This window comes from Granulicella sp. L56 (genome assembly GCF_009765835.1).
Classification (GTDB): domain Bacteria; phylum Acidobacteriota; class Terriglobia; order Terriglobales; family Acidobacteriaceae; genus Edaphobacter.
Genome location: NZ_LMUS01000001.1, coordinates 1,342,390 through 1,363,350 on the forward strand (window position 1 = coordinate 1,342,390; position 20,961 = coordinate 1,363,350).

Sequence of the window (20,961 nt, forward strand, 5' to 3'; positions counted from 1 at the left end):
CCTCTACTCTGTTCGAAGAGCCTGTGTAGGTTCTATGGATGCGGCACGCTGGGCTGGTGGATAGCTGGCCGCGAGGGTTGCGGCAAGCATTGCTATCGCCGCCATGATTAGAACGGTCGTGTTACTCGAAAGGAGCCTCGAGATATCTTCTCCGCCTGTAAAGATATAGTCTCCCAGAACACTGCCCACCAGTTGCGGAACAGCGAGACTCGAAATCGCTCCGATGAGCAGCCCTACGATCGCGAGCACAAGACTGCGGCGTAACACCAGCAGAAGAATCTGTCCCCGCGTTGCGCCGACTGCCAAGCGAACTCCGATCTCACGGGTTCGCTGTGTTACCTGATAACTCATCAGGCCAAATAGTCCGATCATGGTGAGCAGTAGCGCGAATCCCGCAAAGCCGCCAGCCAGATAACTGAAGAAGCGTGGCGCAGCGACAGTGTGGTCGATCACCGTCTGCATCGTCGTCAGCTTCGCTACCGGGATCTCAGGGTCGGCATTGGATACGGCCCGTTGTACAGCGGCAGCAATGTCCATATTGCCTGACAAGCGCATAGCAAACGTGGTCGGGAACCATCCATTAATGACCTTCGTCGTCTGATCTGACAATTGCGTAAATGGCTCATAGATAGTGACTCTGGGTGCCTCTGCCAGCGAGCGGCCATGTGTGTCGCCCACAACGCCCACAACGCGTCGCAACTCACCCCCGCCTGTATCTATCATTTCGCCGATTGCCGATCTGTCTGGCCACCATCTCCTGGCAGCCGTTTCGCTCACCAATGCAATAGGAACAGTATTTGCGCCATCGTCCGCTGTGACATCGCGCCCGCCTAATAATGGAATACCCAAAGTACGGAAGTAGCCAGGTGTTACCGCACGATATTCCGCATTTTCCTGTGGACCTGGACGATTCGCGGGTTTCCCTTCATCGTTCAAACCACGATCCAACGGCAGGCCGTTAACCGCCGCAACTCGCGATACGCCCGGATAATGCGCCAACTCTTCGACCACTTTGTCGATGAATTGTGTCGTATGCAGCGTGGTGGCATACGCATCGCCTTTGAGAGTTACCTGCGCCACGGTTAGATTTTTTGCTTCCACGCCAGAACCCACAGAACGTAGCTTCAAGAAGCTTCCCAATAACAGGAACGATGCAGAGAGCAGCACCATCGCCACCGCTACCTGCCCAATCATCAATCCGTTGCCTAATTTAGCCTGATGCGCGGAAGTGCCTACCTGATTGCCTCCCTGCAACGCTGAACCCGCGTTTCGCCGCAGCGCATTCCAACCCGGCAGCAATCCAAAGATGAGGGTGGTCACACAGGCGATCAGCAGCGCGAATCCCGCGGACAACCATGTGCCTTTCTGTATCGGAGGAATGGCTATCGGCGCTGTTCTCAATAGCATTGGCACCGCTAGACGCGATAACCATAATCCCAAGCCACCGCCCACCAAAGCCAGCACAAGGCTTTCACACATCATTAACCGCAATAGGTTTGCGCGGCTCGCTCCCAGTGCCGAGCGTACCGCCATCTCTCGCGCCCTGCGCCATGTTCGCGCCGTCATCAGGACGGCCAGATTCAAACATGCCACCAATAGCACCGCCAAAACAGCGGCCAGCATTGTCAGCAGGCTTGTTCGAACACCGCTGACCACTACCTGCTGTAACGGCCACAACCGAAACTCATGCAGTGCCTTAGCCTGATTCGTCCAAACCATATAGTTTGGAAACTGTTTGTAGAATGGCCGATTCAGAGTGCTCAACTCCTGCTGCGCCTGCACAGTGTTCACGCCGTCGCGCAGTCGCGCCACCATCTGGTAGTTGGAGCCTCCGTAGCCTGGATCGTCCGTGCTCATCTGTAGCGGCTGCCAGATATCGACTGTCGACGCAACACCGGGTGCGGACTCGCTCGCTGCATCAAGGGATGCAGGCATCACTCCCGCGACAGTGTAAGACTCTTCGTTGATACGAACGGTTCGATTCAATATGCCGGGATCGCCATTGAACTTCCGCTTCCAAAGCAGATAGCTCAACATCACAGTCTTTGGCCCATTAGGAAGATCTTCTTCCGCGGAGAAGTTTCGTCCCAGAATTGGCTGCACGCCAAGGGTTGGAAAGTAGTCTCGATCCACCTTTAAAGATGCAATCTGAGATGCTCGTCCAGTACCTACCGCAAGATTCACACCCGATGTTCCATCTTTTGCGATCCCTACCGATGCAAAGCTGCGGCTATGCTGCTTGATGAAATCGGCAGTGGTCCCTGCCTCCTCCGCGTTTGGCTTCTCTTGAGGAAAGGTAAACGCGACTCCGACCAGCCGATCTTGCGCAGGATAGGGCAACGGCGCGAGCAATACACCCTCTACCACTCGATACATCGCTGTTGTTGCCCCAATTCCGAGCGTCAGCGTCAATATCGCTGTTAGCGTAAACCCCAATGACTTGCGCAACTGCCGCAGTACATAGCGCATGTCCTGCATCCATTGGCTCATTTCGTCCTCCCGCGATTACGCCTGTATCTCTGCCAGAAGCCGATTCAGTTCGCCCTCGGCCACGACCTTGCCGTCGAACAGATGAATCTGCCGCTCTGCATGGGCAGCGAACCGAGGATCGTGCGTTACCATGCAGATCGTCGCGCCTTCCTCGTGCAGCTCCTGCAGCAGCTTCATTACTGCCTCGCCATTCTTCGAGTCGAGATTTCCTGTTGGCTCGTCGGCCAACAGGATCGAAGGGGAGCCAGCCAATGCGCGGGCTACAGCGACTCTTTGCTGCTGGCCGCCGGAGAGTTGCGCTGGATAGTGCCGCATCCGATGCGCCATATGGACGCGCTCCAGCGACTCCTGCACCCGCCGCTTTCGTTCCGCCGAGGGCATCCCCGCGCGATAGGTCAGCGGCAGCTCAACATTCTCCGCAACCGTCAGATCGCCGATCAGATTGAAGCTCTGAAAGATGAACCCGATCTCCTGATTGCGAATGCGCGAGCGGTCGGCAAAGTTTAAATTCGCCACTTCCTTGCCATTCAGCGTGTATTGCCCGCTTGTCGGCGTATCCAGCAATCCGATGATCGAAAGCAGTGTGGACTTCCCACATCCCGACGGCCCCGACATCGCAACATACTCTCCGCGGTTGATGTTCAGGTGTACACCGGAGAGCGCATGCGTCTCGATCTCATCGGTGTAGAAAACCTTCGTCAAATCCTCGATCTCGATAATGTTTTCGGCCATTCCCTCTCTCCTTGTGCGTCTGTCATTTCTATTGCCATGCCCAAAATCAGTCCAACCGAATCCGATCGGTGCTATCCCATCGGCTCATGTCTGAAAGGATGACCGTATCTCCGGCCTGCAACCCCTCGATGACCTGAATGCTGTTCACCGATGCGCGACCTACTTTGACCGGAACCCGCACCGCCGTCTTTCCATCCGCGCTCAGCTTGAAGAGGCTGATCGTGCTGTTCTCGTTTCCGAACGCCGGACGGCCGACATAGAGCACATCCTGCATTCTCTCCAAATCGATCGTTCCATCCACACTCAGGTCTGGCCTCGCTCCCTGTGGCAACGCACCAGCCAGTTCTACGTCTACCGTCACTGTTCCGTTCAATACCGCCGGATCGATTCGCATCACCTTGCCGTCGATCACGCCATTGTGCGTGTCGATCTCCGCTGGCTGCCCGATTTGAATGTCGCGCGCCTGGGTCTCGGCGATCTTCAGACTCGCCTTGAGCTGGTCGGGCTGTACCACCTTTGCCAGCGTCGTTCCCGCCGTCACATGCTCACCCACCTGATGATCGAGCTCGACGAGCACGCCGCTAATTCCGGCGCGCACGCTCAGCGCGTCAAGCTGCTTTTGTTTCAGGCCCAATAGTGCTTTTGCTTGATCCACCTTCGTCTGCTGCACGGAGAGCTGCGTCTCGATCGCTTTCTCATTCAGCGTCAAGCGCTGCCTTTCGAGATCGTTCCGCGTCACCAGTTCGTCCGCCTTGCCCTTCGACGCGCTATACGTTAAGCCGCTGATCACACCCAGGTCGTACAGAGACTTGTCGGTCTTCGCCTGCAACTGCGCCTGGCTATAGTCCGCATTCACGGTAGCTCCCGCGGCCTTCTGGTCCATCAGGTCGCTCTCTACCTTTGCCCGCGTATTGATGTAATCCGCCTCTGCGCCCTTCAACTGCAACTGCGCATCGAGCAGTTCCTGCTGGAGGGTCGGATCAACGAGGTCCATCAGCACGGTGTCCGGCTGCACCTTCGCTCCGGGGAGCACGCGAATCCGCACCACGGTGGCTTCGGTCTCGGAGGGGATCAAGCGAATTCTGTCTTCGCGAGGGACCAGCGTGCCGGGGCCACGAACTTGCCGCAGCAATGGCCCGCGCTTCACCGTGTCCGTCCAGACGGTCGCCCGCTCTACCTCGGGAGCGGCTGGCTTCAACCGCGTCACAAAGAGCGCCGCAGCACCCACCACCAACACCGCACATCCGGCAACAATCACATGCCGGCGCAACTTTTTCCGTTTGATATCAGGTCTGGAGATATCCATCACGCAGATCTAATTGCACACGGAAGACCAATCCATCTCAAACGTTTTCAATCACTTGAGACGGGCCTTCCATGCAGAACTGTCCACAACCAGAAATAGTTGTCCGTTTATGGACACCCTTGGCTCAGAGGTACCGCGTGGCGCGCATTTGGGCCGCACGTCACGTCTCCCTCTTAGCGGTTTGTGCTTGGCAGCTTCCAGGAGAAGAGCACACCACCAGCGCTGGTCACAACGTATTGTTCGCCGTCGAGCTTGTAGGTGATGGGAGAGCTGGCGATATAAGATCCCGCTCCCGCATGCCACAGAGTCTTGCCATTGGCTGTATCCAACGCCAGGAAGTTTCCATGTGCATCGCCGGTAAAGGTGAGTCCGGAGTCGGTCGTTAGGACTCCCGAACCTGCTCCGCCTGGGCCAAGTTCATGGCTCCAGCGAATTTTTCCGGTCTGGTAGTCAATCGCTTCGAGGACACCTTTACCCCACAAGCCGTAATCCGCGCCTGCCCATCCATAGGTGCCGTCCGCAGGCTTGGCGAAATAAAGGCTCCAGCTCGGGTGTGCGTCAACGATAAACAAGCCGGTCTTCGGATCGAAGCTGGGCGAGCGGAAGTTCGTCAATCCACCTTCATCCGGCGCAATCAGAACGCCATCCGGAGAGGGCTCCTTTTTGGGATTAGGAATGGGACGGCCGGTCTCGTCTATCTTCGACGCCCAGTTCACTGGCCCGAAGGGCGCCGTCAGCAGGTTCTTTCCGTTGGTCCGATCCAGCACGAAGAAGTAGCCGTTGCGGGAGGCCTGCATCAGCATCTTTCTCTTCTGGCCATGAAAGAGGCCGTCCACCATCACAGGAACTTCGATCGCATCCCAGTCGTGAGTATCGTGCGGCGAGGGCTGGAAGGCCCACACCAGCTTGCCGGTGTCGGGATTGAGAGCGACGATGCTGCAGGTGTAGAGATTGTCTCCAGGCCGCGTGGAGCCGGTAAGCACAGGTGTCGGATTGCCTGTTCCCCAATAGATGAGATTCAGGTCCGGATCATAACTTCCGGCCATCCATGTGGTGCCTCCCGTTGCAGTGTTCGGTGTGCCTGCAGGAGCCGTTACATCAAATTCCCATTGCGTCTTGCCCGTCTCAGGATCGATTGCACGGATGAAGGTCTGAAGATTGTCCATGTCGCCGCCTACACCGACGATCACATGGTTGCCCACGATCTGCGGTGCTTCGGTCGACCAGTATCCCTTCTCGACATCGGCAACCTGTATGATCCAGCGCACCGTTCCGTCTTTGGCGTTCAGAGAGACAAGGTGTGCATCGGGAGTAGCAAAGTAAATCCAGTCCTTGTAGATCGCTACGCCGCGCTGGCCGATGTGATCGCCTTTATTCGGCGGATAGGTGTAGTGCCAGAGCTGCTGGCCCGACCGTGCATCCACCGCCCAGATATTGTCAGGAATGGTGAAGTACAACACCCCATTGACCATCAGCGGCGAAGATTTGATGGTGCCGCTGCGCTCCGTCTGAAAGGCCCATGCCAGGGTGAGTTGATTCACGTTCTGCGGCGTGATCTGCGTCAACTTGCTATGGCGTTTGCCCGTGTAGTCGCCGTGATAGCTCGGCCAACTGTCAGCCGGTGGATGGAGCAGCATGGACGCATCGACATTCTGGGCCACGAGTGAGCAAGGAAAAGCGCCCAACGTCAATACGCCTATCACCACGACAAATGCATTCTTCAGAAACTTCATATCGGCAGGTAATCTCCTCTGTTCACTACGCCATGCAGCGTGGGCAAAATCAACGCAGCGTTTGCAGATAAGCCATCAGGTTATGGATGTCGTCGTCGGTGTACTTGCTGAAGAGATCGACGTGCGCGTCTACCGGCGAGTCCACATGGAACTTTACATTCCTGGTCTTCCAGGAGTGATAGATGCCGCTCTCGTCCCGCATGCCGATGACGAACTCATCCTGGTACACCAGCGTTCCCGCCAGCTTTGCGCCCGAAGGAAGGGTGACGTCCACATGGCTCTTAGCCTCACGGGGATAGAGCATCCGCATCTCCAACTGAAGGCCTTCGAAACGCTTGGCGATTCCCGCGAGATCTCCGGTCGCAGAATGGCACTTCGCGCAAGTACCTGCACCATTGAAGTACGTCTTGCCCATCGCCGCATTACCGGTCTGCAGATCGGCAACGTCAACGCCACGGCGACCGCCCTTCATCGATGCGGCCTTGGTCTCCTGCGAGTGAATGTAGGATGCGAGGCTGAGCACTTCCTGGCTGGAGAAATTGAACGCAGGCATCTTCTTCTCCGGACGGCCGTCGCGCACTACCTCCGAGATCTTGTCGCCCTTAACGTCCGCAAGCACCAGCTTGGAACGAGTCAGGTCAGGGCCAGTCTCTCCGCCCATTGCATCGCGGCCATGGCAGAAGGCACAGTTCTGTTGGAACAGTGATTTGCCCGCGTCGACCATACCCGAAGAATGAACTGAGGACGAGTTATCGTTTCCATCGGAGGCCGAATCGGAGGCCGACAAGGCGGGTGTGCTCAGGTAGTGCACCAGCGCCGTCAGTTCACCACCCTGCAGCTTCGGGAACCCGGGCATGCGTCCCTTGCCGGTGTGAATGAGGTCTATGATCTGCTGGTCCGTCTTCTGGTGTTGAATGCCTACCAGCGGCGGAAAGGCGGGCAGGATGCCTTCGCGCTGCTCGCCATGACAGATGGCGCAGTGGCCCTCATAGGCATTGGCTCCGGGCTTGCCTGAAACAGTGCCATCCTGCGCCGCCTGAGCGCTCGAAGCCGCATAGACAGAAATGGGTCTGGACTGAAACAGAAAGAACCCGGCTCCTGCTGCTAAAAGTAGTGCATACCGAAATCTCTGCATAGATAGTTAACTCTCATCCAACTGAGGTAGCTCGTACTCGAACGCGGCGACGATAACGCCTAGACCGAATACTTGATCAACTGCATGAAACCATAATCCATATGGAGCTGTTGATGGCAGTGCATCAACGTGTCACCGGGATTATTGGCAACGAATTCTACTTCCACGGTATCGAGCGGCATGACATTGATGACATCCTTCATCAACCCGCTGATTTGCGTCTTGCCGATGCGAGTTACTTCAAAGGTGTGCCGGTGCAGGTGCATCGGATGCTGGTCGCCGCTGCCATTGCGAAAGACCAGCCTGTACCGCTTGCCCTGCTGCACCATCAGAGGATCGATGTCAGGCCACGACCTCTTGTTGATCGTCCAGGTATCGAACTTCGAGCCCGGTTTCGGGCCGAAATCACGGAAGGTAAGCTCGAATATTTCGTCCGGCGTGTTGGGCGACGCTACCGCATTGGCGAACTGTGCGTAGTCCCATTCCTGGGGCGCTGGATCGTTCCACACCGGCGTGCCCGTCTTTCCCGCATACTCAATCACAACGCCAAGGCCCATCTCGCGTTCCTTCGCGAGCGTCGAACCGAGCACCCAGACCCCGGGCGAGTTCATCTCGACGATTGCGTCCACGCGCTCTGCCACTGCCAGCGAGAGCACTTCCACTGACTTTGGATTTGGTACGGGATTGCCGTCCATCGCCATGATGGTGAACTTATGTCCCGGCAGCGAAAGCACGACGTTCTCGGTCCCACTCGCATTCAGCAATCGCATCAGCACACGCTCACCCTGCTTGACGCGGATAGGTTCGCCCGCACCCAGCCGGTGCGAGTTGATGGTTGCGTATTTGTACCCGACATCCGATCCGGTGGTCAGCGGCATGTTGGAGGACTGCTCGCGCATCGTCTGCACCATGGGCACAAACGAGGGCTCCCAGTGGTGGATGGCGAGATTGATCTCCTTGTCGTAGCGTACAGGCTGCTCACGGCCTTCGATCAGAAGGAAGCCGAACTGTCCGGTATAGGTGCCCACCGCAAGATTGTCATAGGCAGCAGCGTGGGTGTGATACCAGCGAGTGCCTGAGGGCCTGGGCGTGAACGTGTAGCGGTGTGTCTCGCCCGCCGCGATCATCGGCGACCCTTCTTCCATCGCGCCGTCATTCAGCGAATCGATGGCGAGGCCATGCCAGTGGACGAGGTCCGCGTTCTGGGTAGCGTTGGTCACATCGATGCTGACCGGGACGCCTTCGCGCATTCGCAGCAACGGTCCCGGAACCTGCCCGTTGTAAGCCAGTGTCTTGATGTTGACGCCGGGGCTGATCTCCAGCGTGTATGGCTCGATGCGGATGGCATGATCTGCCTTTCCCGCTAATGGAGCCTTACCTTGCTTCGCCTGCAGAGGAAGTGCAGCATAAAGTGATTTGCTCGCCAGCAACGCGCCGGCCGACGAGATAAAGCTTCTACGATTCATTGATTTTTAGCCCTGTCATTTGTAGGAGCATTTTAACGATCTACAATCTCCACTTGAGCAGGAGCACGAGTCCGTTCCAGTCCCTCTGCGGGGGCTGAAGCTTGTCCTGATGAAACCCTTCATTCAGGATGTGGACTTCCCTGGCGTGATGCTGCAACTCCATCCAAGTGACGCTACCACTCTAAACCACAGAAGGATGCCTTTGCACCCCGACAAACGCTTGACCCCCTCAATTTCGTTGAAGCCAAAAGGAGATACGGCACTAAAAGCTTGCGTTCATGCGGACAGCAAAACTCCGTGCCGGACCAATGGCGTTGCCGGAGAAGAGGCCGCCGAAATCGATGACATTGAGACGATTGTTGAGATTGTCTCCATCGACCTGAAAGCGCATCTTGACTCTCTCGCTGCGATAGACATCAGCGCCCAGCGAGGCATTCACCGCAAGCAGAGGAAGGATGCGGCCGCGTGCGAAGTTGATGCGGCTGATGACCTCTGGACCATATTGAGCCAGTGCGTCGGCCTCGTCGCCGGTGTATTCAAACGGCAGGCCCGAGCCATACGAAGCCCCGGCAGCAAAATCGACGCGCGGCACAAGCTGATATTTAAATCGCGTTCTGAGCGTGTTGCGCTGGTCCTGCGAGTCGGGAAAGTGGCCGGTCAGTTGAGAGAGCGCATCGCTTACGTCGTCGCCGAGAAAAAGTCCCCCGGTAACCGGGAACCAGACGTTGCCCACCATATAGGAGTAGCTGACGAAGCCGGTAAGCTTCTGCAGCCGAACCAGCTCAAGTTTTCCCTCGGCCCCATAGATGACCGACTTGTCGAATGCGATGGGATAGCTGACGCCGGTATTGAGAAGCTGGTCGTCGTCCGCATAGTTCCTCACATCGCGGCGATAGAAGTTGACGTCGACGCGCATCCGGTCGGAGAGCGCCTGGGTGATGCCGCCCTCGTAGTAGTTGCCCACCGATGGCTTCACCGGCAGCCGCAGAAACTGGTCGCTGAGCGCGTCGATCTGAGGCGAGCTGGAGATAAGGATGTTCTCAAACGACGGTGTCTGAAAGATACGGTCGTACGAGGCGTGCAGGACCATTTTGAGCGATGGCAGATAGTGCCCCACCGTAAGCCGGGGGCTGAACGCATTCTGGTTCAGCAGCAGCTGGTAGTGGTCCCATCGCAGCCCCGCGCTGACCGTCCAGTTGCCCAGCCGGATGAGGTCTTCCACGAACGCCGACTGCTCAAGGTCGGGACGCTGGTCCACGAAGTTCAACGTCTGCGGCGTGTCGTCGTCGAACTGATCAGGGTCGGTGATGAAGTAGTTGAACTTCTCGTGCAGAAAGGTGTTGTCCGATTCCACCCCGGCCTTGAACTCGTGCCGGCCATGATGAAGCGAAAAAGTCCCTTTGAAATATCCTTCGCGAAAATTATTGTGCTGAAAGGCGATGACCGGCGTGGAATCGGCGTTCGAGTAGAGATTATTCGCGTTGTCCCGCACCATTCCGGACAACGTGCCCAGGCTGTCCGGCGAGAAGATGTGCTGATAGTTCACCGTGCCGATCGTCTCGAAGTTGTCCCCGTTCTGAATCTGACCGGCCTGCTGCTGAATGAGTTCGTTGGGAATGAGAAAACGCGAAAATTCGTGGCGCACGCTGAAGATCAGGCGATCGTTGTCGGTGGCATCGCGCTCATACCTCGTCGAGAAATCCCCGATCGTCCCCTTGTTCGTGTAGTTCTCCGGAACCACCGGATTCAGATAGTGGCTGGTCATGCTTCCGGCCGCGCTCACGTCAACGGTGTTCTTGCCCCACACATTCTGCAACTGGCCATATGAAGTAGCGGTGTCGTAGCTGCCGCCGGAAAGTGCAAGCTGTCCATGCAGTCCAGAAGCGGTCTGCCGATGCGTGTTCAGCTCCACGACGCCGCCCATCTTTCTGCCATACTCCGCGGGATAGCCTGCCGTATAGATTCGGATAGAGTCGAGATCGTCGGCTTCCACCTCTGGCCCAAAGCTGGGAGAGCGATTGTCTGTCAGCGGAATCCCATCGACCACAAACTGAGTCTGATACTCCGAGCCGCGTGGGTGCAGGACTGCGTTGCCTTCGTAGAGCCATCCCGGCTGCGAATTGACCAGGTCCTGCACCGAGCGTCCCGGCAACGACGACAGCCGCTCGTCGATCTGCTTTGCGCCAATCTGCATCACCGAATCAGGCTGATACGGATCGATCATGGTGTCCGCATCGGTCACCGTGACCTTTGTGACCACCAATGGAATGCTGAGCCGAACGGCCTCTTCAAGCGGCAGCGCGGAGTGCACCTGCAGTGTGCTCGAAAATTTGGCAAAGCCTGCCTTCTGCACTTGCACCCGATAGACGCCATAAGGAACCTGCTCGACAACAAGCGCGCCTGAGCCATCGGTGACGAAAGATTTGTCATAGTCATTGCCAGCGGAGGCCAACTGAACCGTAGCTTTAACCGCAATGCCGGAAGGATCGCTCACCTTCACGCGCACCTCTCCGTAGTTCACCTGCCCCCACGCGGGCACGACACTCAAAAGCAGAACTCCCCAGAAAATTCTCAGCGCCCTCGAAAAGAGAGTTACGCCAAAACGGTTGTGGGTTCTACGATTAAAAGTCATACATTTCCATCGCAAAAGTTTATCCGAAAGGCCCTCCTCTTTGCCCCCGCGCAGGGAGAAGAACGTTCTCCCCCGCCCGTTCTATGCGAAAGTGGAATATGCCCCATACCACCCAGAGACGAGCGTTGGGCTTCGCAGCCTGCGCCCTGGCAAGCTCTTTGTGGGGCTGCGGCTTCTTCTTCGGCAAAATCGCCCTCGCCGAGATGAACTTCGCCCACATGGTGCTGTACCGATTTCTTTTCGGCATGGTGCCGCTCGCTCCCCTGCTCATCACCCACCGCCCGCACCTCAACTGCAGGGAGTGGGGAGTCCTGCTCGCCGCTTCGTTCCTCGGGGTGCCGCTCCAGTTTCTGCTCCAGTTCTACGGCCTCTCCATGACCACGGTCAGCCACGCCGCGCTGATGGTTGGGACAATGCCTGTCATTCTGGCTGTAGGCGCCACCCTCTTCGCGCACGAGCGCATGGACCGCACCGGCTGGATCGCCATGGCCGCCTCTACCTGCGGGGCCGCCTTGATCGCTCTCGGCGGCCACCATTCAAGCGCTGGAGGCTCATCGCTGACGGGCGATCTGCTCATCGTCGCTTCCCTCTTCATCGCACTCTTCTGGATTCTCTTCAACAAGCAGCTCATGGAGCGCCACTCCCACATCGTCATCACCACCTACGGGTTGGCGCTGGGCACGGCGATGCTGATGGTGTGGGTGCCCTTGCAGTATGGCCTGCCCCCGGTGGCGCACATCTCGCTGAAAGTATGGCTGGCGCTGGCGGCCAGCGGCCTGCTCTGCACGGCCACCACAACGCTGCTTTGGAATTGGGGTCTTACTCAAGTTCCCGCATCGCAGGCGGGAGTTCTGCTCAACATGGAGCCGCTGATCGGCAGTCTACTCGGCGTGATTGTGCTGGGCGAGCATCTCGGCCCCGATGCCTGGGCGGGCGGCGTACTTATCCTCGGCGCAGCGATCCTGCTGACAACCCGCTCGCGAACCCTTGTGCGCGAACAGCTTCCCATATAAGCGCTAGCGTGGCTGCCAAACGGCCAGAAGAATGCCTCTAAGTTCAGAGCCGGCAACAAAGACAAGAGCAAAAATACAGGGGTCTCTCCACTGCGCTTCGCTCCGGTCGAGATGACGTGCAGTTGTGGCGTAATTAGGGAGTTTAAAACAGATTCTGAGAACTGCCTCTACCGCCAATCGTCCCGCGCCTGATTCTGATCGGCAAAGACCGCATCGAAGTTGTCCGTCTTCTTGATGAGGATATCTCCCTGTATGACTGGCTGGTGCAGCAATACTGCCTGCAAACGAACCAGCTCGAGCATCGCCAGAAACATGCAGATCAGCGCCCGCTCCGTATGCGTATTGTGCAGCAGCCGCCGTAGGCTTACCGGCTTGTCTTCCATCATCAGCCGCCGCTTCACATAGTCGATCATCTGCGCCACCGTGACCGATTCCTCATCCACATTCAAGACGGGGCGTTCGCGCAGACGGTTCAAAATATCCTGAAATACTCGCACCAGGTCAACGGTGTCGGCGGCGATCTCGCGCTCGGCGTTGGCAGCCTCTTTGAACTCGCGAATCCCCGGATTCGACCAGGTCGCCTCTTCGATCTGCTGCTTCTGCATCAACATCTGCGCCGCGGCCTTGAAGCGCTCATGCTCCAGCAGTCGCTCCACCAGCTCGCGCCGCGGGTCTTCAGGATCGCCGCTGAGAATATCGTTGGGATCGCGCGGCAGCAGCGTCTTCGACTTGATGTGAATCAGCAGCGAGGCCATGTAGATGAACTCGCCCGCCGCGTCCACATCGGTCTGCTTCAACTGGTGGGTGTAGTCCAGAAACTGGCTGGTAATGCGCGCAATGGGGATGTCGTAGATGTCGATATTCTGCTTGCGAATCAGGTCCAGCAGAAGGTCGAGCGGCCCATCGTAGACAGCCCCAACCGTCACCGAGAACGGCGACTGTGAAGCCTCTTCCTTGGCGGCGGAAGGCCGCTTCGGCTCGGGCGGCCGCGGTGGAACCGGCTTCGGCTGCAGCTCAAAAGGCTCATGGGCTTCAGGCGTTGCACTCTCGGCTGTTTTTTCGTCCGGCGCGGAAGAGGCCGCCGCAGCGGTTGGCTCCGTCGTCACTTCAGGCAACTCGGGTGCGCCTTCGGGTTGGAGAATTTCGTCAGCCATCGCTATTCCAGACCCACAGCAGAGCGTACCTGCTGCATCGTAATGGCGGCACGAGCCGCAGCCTTTGCAGCGCCGTCCTGAAGGATGGCGTCAACTTCGTCGGGGTTGGCCTCAAAGTGACGGCGACGCTCCTGTATGGGCGCCAGCGCCTCGACCACGCCGTCAGCCAGCCAGCTCTTGCACTCGATACAGCCTATACCGGCAGTGGTGCAGCCTTCACGCGCCTTCTGCTGCGTCTCTTCGCTCGAGAACACTTTATGCAGGTCGAAGACCGGGCACACATCCGGATTGCCGCGATCTTCACGGCGAATGCGGGCGGGATCGGTGACCATCGTCTTCAGCTTGGACCGGATTTCCGGCTCTGGGTCAGAAAGCAGAATGGTGTTCTTATAACTCTTCGACATCTTGCGCCCGTCGGTGCCGGGCAGCTTGGGGGACGGCGTCAGCAGCACTTCAGGTTCGGGAAGAATAGTCCCAACAGAGTAGATCGATTTGAGCTTTGTTTGATGTGCTGCCTGAACCAGTTCGTGTGTATTGAAGTCTTCTTTGTCAGGCTGTTTCGCAATCTTCCGTGCCTTCGTCTTGACAGCCTCCAACTCCCAGGGAGCCGCATTGGAGTCAAGATAAAAGCGGCCGGGATAAAGGGAGTTGAAGCGACGCGCGACCTCACGGGTAATCTCAACGTGAGCCTCTTGGTCTTTGCCAACGGGCACATACTTGGGCTGATAAAGGAGAATGTCGGCGGACTGTAACAGCGGGTAGCCGAGGAAACCGAAGGTGGCAAGATCCTTCTCTTTTAGCTGCTCTTGCTGGTCCTTATAGCTGGGGACGCGCTCAAGCCAACTCAAAGGCGTGATCATCCCCAACAGATCGTTAAGTTCGAAATGCGCGGGGACCTTGCTTTGAACAAAGATTGTGCAAAGTTTCGGATCAAGCCCCGCAGAAAGGAAATCGAGGGCCACATCGCGGATATTCTGCTTCAGATTGCTTGTATCCGCATAGTCCGTCGTCAGCGCGTGATAGTCCGCGATGAAGAAGTAGCACTCGTATTCGTGCTGGAGTTTTACCCAGTTGTAGAGCGCGCCCATGTAGTTGCCGAGATGCAACCGGCCCGTGGGACGCATCCCGCTGAGGACACGGCGGCGCGGCGTGTTCGATGTATTTTCAGTCATTGCGATCAGACCCAAGGTTACATGATGAGGCAGCGCTGAGGCTGGAAGACTCTACAGCACAATCTCTTGCTTAGAGCGCAAAGAGCAGGTGATTGAACGTTCCCAAAAGCGGGTTAAAGAAGATGGTAAAGATGAAGCTCCCACCGATCAGGAACAGCACAATCAACCCGATCATGCCCATGCGGTCGTACAGTTGCACCGCCTTATAGGGAAGAAAGTGCCGCAAAATATGGCTTCCGTCCAAAGGAGGAATCGGGATCAGGTTGAAGATGAACAGCAGAAGATTGATAAGTATCACAAAATAAAGGAACAAAGCCACGGGAAACAAAGCTGGGAGATTCGCCGTAGAGATTCCTTTGATATTCGAGGCCAGCGCCACCGCTGTCGCCACTGCCGCCAGGCCACCTGCGATCGCATGTTTGAGGATAATCAGCAACACCAGCGCCACCGTAGCCATGGCCAGGTTGCTGGCTGGACCGGCCAGCGTCACCAGGATGTCGTCCCTCTTGTAGTTCTTGAAGTTACGGGCCGTCACCGGCGTCGGCTTGGCCCAGCCGATCAGCGGCCAGTGGTAGACCAGCGCCAGCAGCGGCATAAACACAGAACCCAAGGGGTCCAGGTGTTTCAGCGGGTTCAGTGTCACCCGCCCCAGCATCTTGGCCGTAGGATCGCCCAGCTTCCACGCCACCCAGGCATGGGCACACTCATGCACGCTGAAGGCAAGCACAAGAACAACTACTTGAAAAAGAATGAGTACAACTTCCTGATTCATATCCCTAGCTTATCGGAGACAGCGGTGCCACGTTGCATCAAGCGGTGCGCAGCCGTGTCTCGGTAAGCACCTCGGCGATGACCTGATCGTCTACTCCGTGTTTGCGAAGGCTTTCCGTTAACGCCTGTGCCTGAGAATGATCGAGCCGTTCAAGGTCCTTGCGCAGCCCCTCACCGATATAAGCGCGCATGAGCGGCTGGTATCCTGAAAATCCCAGCGTCGGAGCGATCTCCTTCATATCTTCAATAACGCTTTCAGGCATTCGAATACTGATGGTCGTCATAGGACGGCCTTTCGTCATGCGTTCGAGAATACGTTCAGATGTCGTCTTCATACTGTCTCCTTTCCTGCGTCGTGGCAGCCCGCGCCGAAATGATTCGAATGGAATTTCCCTCAATGACCAGATGAACTACGACCAATAGACGTCTCGCCGTCGTGACTCCGACTGCAGCCTCTAGTACTTCATCGTCCTCGGTAGCGTCAACGGACACGTACAAGGGATCAAAAAATACTTCGCATGACTCTTCGAAGGTCACTGCGTGCTTCACATTATTTGTCCGGGCTTTTTCGGCATTCCAGACAAAGCGAAGCCTGCGATGAAGGTAAATTACATCCATGAAATGTGTATATACGTTGTATATATAAAAATCAAGATATTATGCTGAGGGCTTGGCTTTCTCGCGCTTTACCCGCGCCGGAATCCCGACGGAAACACTCTGCGCCGGAACGTCGCGCGTAGCCAGAGCCATTGCGCCCAGCATGGCATCTTCGCCGACATTGGCTCCGGCAAGAACCGTTCCATGGTAGGTAACGCGTGCTCGCGGCCCCAGCTCCGTGGGCTTGGTGGTGACGTCCGCCTGCTTGTTGATGTCGTGAGTATGGCTGTAGATATTGGCGTAATCCGAAACGCTGGTGCCTTCGCGCAGAATGAGGCCGCCCCGGTCGTCGAGCATCACGTTCTTGTGGATCGTGCAATTGTCTTCGATGGTCAGGTTGTAGCCATAGGTAAATTCGACGTTATGGAAGATCCGCACATGTTTGCCGAGATGCTTGAAAATATGCCGGCCTAACATGCAGCGAAAGCGAAAGCCAAGCCAGTGGTTCAGCCCCAGCGGAGAGCGATCGAACATTTGCCAGAACCAGATCAGCGGCTTGCGTATAGCGTATTGCTCAGCGTTGACGTCGCCGTAGTACTCCGGCTCCAGCGTGATGTTGCGCGGGTCAAATGACTCGGCAAGGACGCTCGAGGCAAGCTCGATGGTAAGCGTCGATTGCTTGTGAGCGCCATGAATTCTCCCAAGATAAATCTGGTAAAGCTCATCGCGCACGATCTCGGAACGGCGATCGACCGACTGAGAGCGGGTGAAGTCCTCGTTGAGTTGTGAGAGCCACTTGAGGAAGGTCGCCTCTGCCTCAGGGGTTGGTTTGAGTTCGCGGTAGGCCTGGACGGTCATTGAGTCACTCCCTCTTCAAAGCTATTCGATGGCAAAAATGGCGGTGACGGTGGCCGACTTTTCAATCTGTCGAGGATTGATGGCCAGTGGCTCAACTTTATCCATCGCTGGTGAGGCGGCCATAGCGCGCATCATCATGGGTCGAATGGGGCTTGCCTGGACCTCGTTGCTCGCATAGAGTAGTCCGCCAAGCTTGGCATTGAGACTTTGTGCCATCTGCTCTGCCTGAGAGCGGGCGCGTTGCAAGGCTTTCGCAGCAGCCTGGGCCTCGGGGGCGTTCTCATCCTTGAAGCTCCAATCGATCTGTCCGCTTTGGTTGGCCCCTGCCTTCACCGCAAGGTCAAGCACCTTCGCCGCATCGTTGGCATTCGTGCGGACGGTCCAGCTCTGCGTCACCTGGAACTGGCGCTTGGCCTTCTCGGCATCCGTCAGCTTTTCCACCTGATAGTTCTGCACCGGGGTAACGGACTGGTTTTCGCTCTCGATAGAGTCCGATGGAATTCTGGCAGAGGTCAGCGCCTTCATGATGGCATTCGAGGTACGCGATCCGTTGGCATAGGCGGCATCGCTGTCCGGGCCATAGACGATAAATCCGACATGGACGGTAGCGATATCCGCTATGGCGGTTACCTTATCGGTGGCCGTGACGGAGATGGTGCGGTTTTCCTTGTTGACCTGAATCGTCTGCGCGGAGGCAGCGATGGCAGCGGTGCAGAGTGCGATAGCGGTGACGCGAAGGATCTTCATTCTTCCTCTCCTTTAGAGCCGATGAGATCGGCCATGGTGGGCTTGTATTTCGGCTTGGCTGCGAGCTTCTGTTTCGGATCGGGGATGACGCGCTCGGACGGTGGCGTGCCCAGGCGAGCTCGGGCATTTGCCTTGACGGCCTTGATCTTCGAAAAAACCTGCTTCTTCGGCTTGCTCATCTTGCTCATCCCCTGCTCAAGCTGGACACCTGCGGGCTGCAAAGCCCACACCGATTATGCAATACTCTGTTCGCAAGGGCAGCATGGCGGACAATTGCAGCGAAGTAACCGTCCCGACCCAGACGAGGTGCCCGAATGGAAGAGCGAGATTTTTTCGATGAGCGACCGGAACAACGTACGCATATGATGACCTGTCCCCACTGCGGACAGCAGGAGGAGTATCAACTGAGCTGGCTGGTGCGACGTAAAAAGGCCCAGTTGCCGCGCGGGGCGGACGACCGCGACCGTGCGCGCTTTGCCAAGGCCCAGAGCTACATGGTCCGACGAGACGACATGGTGGGCTGCAAAAATGTCCGCTGCCGAAAGCGTTTCGACGTGGCTGGGATCCAGTCGGTCGCGTTTATCTAAAGCCGTCGCCTTTACGACTGAATGGATATTCAGCTATGCTTCGGCTGTGGGTTGGGCGGGTTTCTTTCCACACCCAGCTTCTACAGCCGATTGCTGTGATTTAATGGATGGGTTGTTGCCCGGCGGGTAACACGACCTTTGAACTGGAACACACGCAGGAGACGAATACGCTGATGGCCAACACCTTGCTGCCTCTCGAAGAGCGGAATCTGACACCCGATCAGGTGGAACAACTGGACAGGCGCCGCCGTCGCGGCCAGCTTTTTCTGACCCTCTGCCTGCAGTGCACCATCATTGCCTGCCTGGTAACGCTATGGGCCGGGCAGGACTGGACAGTGTCTCCTGGGTGGATGCACCCGATGGTGTATTGGGATGCGATCATGTTCGCCGCGGCGATCTTCTTCGGCGTCGCCGGTATTCGTCTGCGCCGCGGCAGCACGGAGTTCATCAGCTATTAGTTAGTAATGTTGAAGTCTTCGGATTTCAATACCTGACGGATACGCTGGAGCCACCTGCAGAAGCTGTAACGATGCGGGCCGTGTTGAGTGAAGGCGTAGCTCGCGGATGGGTTCGATGGTTGCTGTAGCGCGCGTAGCGATGGTGGGTGCCCGCTCGATGGACGCAGCCTTCATTTCCGGGATACATCTCTCTGCAACCCTGGCTGAACCAGCGCACTTCTCCGCACTTGAAGTTGCGTTGCTGCTCATCGGCATTGCGATATCACTCGCTCTTTTCTTCTGGCGGTTCGAGCCAATCCTCCGGACTATTTTTCACTCAAAAAAAGATACGGATTTTTCTCTTTATCCCCTCGGACGAAGAGTGTGGGACTTCGTCTGGGAGGTGCTCTGCCAGGGCAAGGTCATCCGTCAGCGGCCACTACCGGGGCTGGCACACGCCTTCGTCTTTTGGGGATTTCTGGCTTTTGCACTCGTCAGCCTCAACCACATCGCCAACGCCGTGGGGCTGGGTTTCCTCAAGCCAGCAAGCTATATAGGTAATTTTTATTTCCTCTTTGCTGCAATCTGGGCGGTGCTGGTAGCAGTTTCGATTGCCGCTTTGTTTGTGCGACGATTTTTCGTACGGCCAATATGGCTGGGGGAAAAGGTCTCGTATGAATCAGGAGTGATTGCGTTCCTCATCTTCCTGCTGATGGTGAGCTATCTCGGCGCATTCTTTGTCGACGCCAGCGGAACAACAGTGAAGGTCCTCTGGTGGACGCACACCCTGACGCTGCTGATCTTCCTTCCGCTGATTCCGCACACCAAGCATCTGCATCTGGTGATCAGTCCATTTACGGTCTTCCTGAAACGCGATGGCTTCTCAAAGATCCCTCCGCTCAGCGGCGATGAAGACTTCGGACTGGCTGCGGGCAAAGATGTAACCCAGTTGATCTCGCTGCAGGTCTATAGCTGCGTCGAGTGCGGGCGCTGCACCGAACACTGCCCTGCGTCCAACACCGGAAAAGTCCTGAACCCGAAAGAGATCATCCTTGGAACGCGCTCGTATCTGAACGAATTTGGCCCAGCCTCCGAGACTTCCCTGCTCACCGACATGCGTGAAGTTCCTTCCGGCGATTCCACTGCAAAATACATGAGCATGGAAGCGGCGTTTGAGTGCACAACCTGCGGAAGCTGCGAGTATCAGTGTCCCGTCGGCATTCAGCATCTGCCCATCATCATTGGCTTGCGGCGAGGCGCGACCAACACCGGCGCATGGGAAGACACTCACGGCACAAAACTTTTTCTTGCGCTGGAAAAGCAAGGGAACGCTCTGGGACTGAGCGCAATGGAGCGCGACAAATTCATCCAGAAGCAAGGATTTCCTATCTTCGACGGGACGCAGGAGTATTGCCTCTGGCTCGGATGCATGGGCGGATACGATCCCAAGGGACGAGAGATTATCGCCGACTTCGCGCGTGTGATGCAGCATCTCGGAACAACCTTCGGCGTGCTGAAAAAAGAAAAATGCACCGGAGATCCCGCACGGCGATTAGGCAACGACCTCGTCTTTCAAACTATGGCGGAGTTCGGATTGAAAGCTCTGGATACAGCAAAGGTTCAAAAGATCGTCGCCATCTGTCCACATTGCGTGAGGACGATCTCGAATGACTGGCGCGAGTATGGCATCGCTCCCGAGATCGAGCACCACAGCGAATTCATGGCACGGCACAAAGATCGTTTGCCGCAACAGAATTCCGGCGAGAGCATCGTCTATCACGACCCCTGCTATCTTGGCCGCTACCGCGATGTGTACGAAGAACCGCGCGAGATAGTGTCCATGGCAGGTAAGTTGGTGGAAGCTCCACGTTCGCACGAGCGCAGCTTCTGCTGCGGCGCTGGTGGAGGGCTGGCCTTTCTTGGCGAAGAGAGTGGCGAGCGTGTAAGCCATGTTCGCGCTGCGGAGCTTGCCGGCACCGGCGCGCAGATTGTGGGTACGGCCTGTCCGTTCTGTAACACCATGTTCCGTGATGCCCTTTCGACTATGGGCGAAGCGCCGCCACAGTTGCTGGACATCGCGCAATTGACCGCGAGGGCCTTACCCGGCATCACACACTAGGACAGGAGAGCA

Annotated in this window: 19 protein-coding genes; 4 read left to right on the forward strand and 15 right to left on the reverse strand. The window is 57.0% G+C overall.

From position 1 onward, the window contains the following. Nucleotides 1-3: 3 nt before the first annotated feature. The 7 genes from GSQ81_RS05605 to GSQ81_RS05635 all read right to left on the reverse strand — a co-directional run bounded on the left by GSQ81_RS05605 (nt 4) and on the right by GSQ81_RS05635 (nt 11,401). Nucleotides 4-2,490 (reverse strand): ADOP family duplicated permease, encoded by a 2,487-nt coding sequence (locus GSQ81_RS05605; protein WP_158909666.1) that lies wholly within the window; start codon nt 2,488-2,490, stop codon nt 4-6. A 15-nt stretch (nt 2,491-2,505) separates the two neighbouring features. Next, nucleotides 2,506-3,222 (reverse strand): ABC transporter ATP-binding protein, encoded by a 717-nt coding sequence (locus GSQ81_RS05610; RefSeq protein ID WP_158909667.1) that lies wholly within the window; start codon nt 3,220-3,222, stop codon nt 2,506-2,508. 46 nt (nt 3,223-3,268) lie between these two features. Next, nucleotides 3,269-4,528, reverse strand: coding sequence for an efflux RND transporter periplasmic adaptor subunit (locus tag GSQ81_RS05615; protein ID WP_158909668.1), 1,260 nt, complete (start codon nt 4,526-4,528; stop codon nt 3,269-3,271). 173 nt (nt 4,529-4,701) lie between these two features. Then, nucleotides 4,702-6,261: an acido-empty-quinoprotein group A gene (locus GSQ81_RS05620; protein WP_158909669.1), complete on the reverse strand. Its 1,560-nt coding sequence runs from the start codon at nt 6,259-6,261 to the stop codon at nt 4,702-4,704. Nucleotides 6,262-6,310: 49 nt separating this feature from the next. Then, nucleotides 6,311-7,396: a cytochrome c gene (locus GSQ81_RS05625; protein ID WP_158909670.1), complete on the reverse strand. Its 1,086-nt coding sequence runs from the start codon at nt 7,394-7,396 to the stop codon at nt 6,311-6,313. 59 nt (nt 7,397-7,455) lie between these two features. After that, nucleotides 7,456-8,862 carry a multicopper oxidase family protein gene (locus tag GSQ81_RS05630; protein ID WP_158909671.1) on the reverse strand — a complete coding sequence of 469 codons (1,407 nt, stop codon included), beginning with the start codon at nt 8,860-8,862 and terminating at the stop codon, nt 7,456-7,458. 262 nt (nt 8,863-9,124) lie between these two features. Further along, a complete protein-coding gene (locus tag GSQ81_RS05635) occupies nt 9,125-11,401 on the reverse strand; it encodes a TonB-dependent receptor (RefSeq protein ID WP_254060051.1) in 2,277 nt (758 codons plus the stop codon). A 191-nt stretch (nt 11,402-11,592) separates the two neighbouring features. Here GSQ81_RS05635 and GSQ81_RS05640 point away from each other — a divergent pair, with 191 nt between their 5' ends. Further along, nucleotides 11,593-12,507, forward strand: a complete 915-nt coding sequence (locus GSQ81_RS05640) for a DMT family transporter (RefSeq protein WP_158909673.1) — start codon at nt 11,593-11,595, stop codon at nt 12,505-12,507. Nucleotides 12,508-12,674: 167 nt separating this feature from the next. Here the strand turns inward: GSQ81_RS05640 and GSQ81_RS05645 are convergent, their stop codons facing one another. The 8 genes from GSQ81_RS05645 to GSQ81_RS05680 all read right to left on the reverse strand — a co-directional run bounded on the left by GSQ81_RS05645 (nt 12,675) and on the right by GSQ81_RS05680 (nt 17,985). Next, a complete protein-coding gene (locus GSQ81_RS05645) occupies nt 12,675-13,661 on the reverse strand; it encodes a ScpA family protein (RefSeq protein ID WP_158909674.1) in 987 nt (328 codons plus the stop codon). A gap of 2 nt (nt 13,662-13,663) precedes the next feature. Further along, nucleotides 13,664-14,833 (reverse strand): tryptophan--tRNA ligase, encoded by a 1,170-nt coding sequence (gene trpS, locus GSQ81_RS05650; protein ID WP_158909675.1) that lies wholly within the window; start codon nt 14,831-14,833, stop codon nt 13,664-13,666. Nucleotides 14,834-14,903: 70 nt separating this feature from the next. Then, entirely contained in the window at nt 14,904-15,605 is a 702-nt protein-coding gene (locus GSQ81_RS05655; RefSeq protein WP_158909676.1) for a site-2 protease family protein, read from the reverse strand. A 37-nt stretch (nt 15,606-15,642) separates the two neighbouring features. Beyond that, nucleotides 15,643-15,939, reverse strand: a complete 297-nt coding sequence (locus GSQ81_RS05660; protein ID WP_158909677.1) for a hypothetical protein — start codon at nt 15,937-15,939, stop codon at nt 15,643-15,645. Then, nucleotides 15,923-16,222 (reverse strand): BrnT family toxin, encoded by a 300-nt coding sequence (locus GSQ81_RS05665; RefSeq protein WP_158909678.1) that lies wholly within the window; start codon nt 16,220-16,222, stop codon nt 15,923-15,925. The genes GSQ81_RS05660 and GSQ81_RS05665 overlap by 17 nt, the downstream gene beginning before the upstream one ends. Before the next feature lie 39 nt (nt 16,223-16,261). Continuing rightward, nucleotides 16,262-17,059: an acyltransferase gene (locus GSQ81_RS05670; protein WP_158909679.1), complete on the reverse strand. Its 798-nt coding sequence runs from the start codon at nt 17,057-17,059 to the stop codon at nt 16,262-16,264. 21 nt (nt 17,060-17,080) lie between these two features. Then, nucleotides 17,081-17,806, reverse strand: a complete 726-nt coding sequence (locus GSQ81_RS05675; RefSeq protein WP_158909680.1) for an SIMPL domain-containing protein — start codon at nt 17,804-17,806, stop codon at nt 17,081-17,083. Then, nucleotides 17,803-17,985: a hypothetical protein gene (locus tag GSQ81_RS05680; protein WP_158909681.1), complete on the reverse strand. Its 183-nt coding sequence runs from the start codon at nt 17,983-17,985 to the stop codon at nt 17,803-17,805. Before GSQ81_RS05680 ends, GSQ81_RS05675 begins: the two co-directional genes overlap by 4 nt. Nucleotides 17,986-18,120: 135 nt before the next feature. Between GSQ81_RS05680 and GSQ81_RS05685 the strand changes: the two genes are divergently transcribed. The 3 genes from GSQ81_RS05685 (at nt 18,121) to GSQ81_RS05695 (ending at nt 20,949) form a co-directional block, all read left to right on the forward strand. Then, nucleotides 18,121-18,393 carry a hypothetical protein gene (locus GSQ81_RS05685; protein ID WP_158909682.1) on the forward strand — a complete coding sequence of 91 codons (273 nt, stop codon included), beginning with the start codon at nt 18,121-18,123 and terminating at the stop codon, nt 18,391-18,393. 107 nt (nt 18,394-18,500) lie between these two features. After that, on the forward strand, nt 18,501-18,851 hold the full coding sequence (locus GSQ81_RS05690; protein WP_254060014.1) for a hypothetical protein: 351 nt from the start codon (nt 18,501-18,503) through the stop codon (nt 18,849-18,851). Nucleotides 18,852-18,966: 115 nt separating this feature from the next. Next, the gene (locus GSQ81_RS05695; RefSeq protein ID WP_254060015.1) at nt 18,967-20,949 is read left to right on the forward strand and encodes a (Fe-S)-binding protein; all 1,983 of its coding nucleotides are present in this window, start codon (nt 18,967-18,969) and stop codon (nt 20,947-20,949) included. Nucleotides 20,950-20,961 lie beyond the last annotated feature (12 nt).

Coding starts and splice junctions, on each gene's coding strand:
- GSQ81_RS05605 (WP_158909666.1), bottom strand. CDS start 2,490: ATGAGCCAATGGATGCAGGACATGCGCTATGTACTGCGGCAGTTGCGC.
- GSQ81_RS05670 (WP_158909679.1), bottom strand. CDS start 17,059: ATGACCGTCCAGGCCTACCGCGAACTCAAACCAACCCCTGAGGCAGAG.
- GSQ81_RS05620 (WP_158909669.1), bottom strand. CDS start 6,261: ATGAAGTTTCTGAAGAATGCATTTGTCGTGGTGATAGGCGTATTGACG.
- GSQ81_RS05630 (WP_158909671.1), bottom strand. CDS start 8,862: ATGAATCGTAGAAGCTTTATCTCGTCGGCCGGCGCGTTGCTGGCGAGC.
- GSQ81_RS05610 (WP_158909667.1), bottom strand. CDS start 3,222: ATGGCCGAAAACATTATCGAGATCGAGGATTTGACGAAGGTTTTCTAC.
- GSQ81_RS05695 (WP_254060015.1), top strand. CDS start 18,967: ATGGTTGCTGTAGCGCGCGTAGCGATGGTGGGTGCCCGCTCGATGGAC.
- GSQ81_RS05640 (WP_158909673.1), top strand. CDS start 11,593: ATGCCCCATACCACCCAGAGACGAGCGTTGGGCTTCGCAGCCTGCGCC.
- GSQ81_RS05685 (WP_158909682.1), top strand. CDS start 18,121: ATGGAAGAGCGAGATTTTTTCGATGAGCGACCGGAACAACGTACGCAT.
- GSQ81_RS05690 (WP_254060014.1), top strand. CDS start 18,501: ATGGGTTGTTGCCCGGCGGGTAACACGACCTTTGAACTGGAACACACG.
- GSQ81_RS05675 (WP_158909680.1), bottom strand. CDS start 17,806: ATGAAGATCCTTCGCGTCACCGCTATCGCACTCTGCACCGCTGCCATC.
- GSQ81_RS05625 (WP_158909670.1), bottom strand. CDS start 7,396: ATGCAGAGATTTCGGTATGCACTACTTTTAGCAGCAGGAGCCGGGTTC.
- GSQ81_RS05615 (WP_158909668.1), bottom strand. CDS start 4,528: ATGGATATCTCCAGACCTGATATCAAACGGAAAAAGTTGCGCCGGCAT.
- GSQ81_RS05665 (WP_158909678.1), bottom strand. CDS start 16,222: ATGGATGTAATTTACCTTCATCGCAGGCTTCGCTTTGTCTGGAATGCC.
- GSQ81_RS05680 (WP_158909681.1), bottom strand. CDS start 17,985: ATGAGCAAGCCGAAGAAGCAGGTTTTTTCGAAGATCAAGGCCGTCAAG.
- GSQ81_RS05655 (WP_158909676.1), bottom strand. CDS start 15,605: ATGAATCAGGAAGTTGTACTCATTCTTTTTCAAGTAGTTGTTCTTGTG.
- trpS (WP_158909675.1), bottom strand. CDS start 14,833: ATGACTGAAAATACATCGAACACGCCGCGCCGCCGTGTCCTCAGCGGG.
- GSQ81_RS05645 (WP_158909674.1), bottom strand. CDS start 13,661: ATGGCTGACGAAATTCTCCAACCCGAAGGCGCACCCGAGTTGCCTGAA.
- GSQ81_RS05660 (WP_158909677.1), bottom strand. CDS start 15,939: ATGAAGACGACATCTGAACGTATTCTCGAACGCATGACGAAAGGCCGT.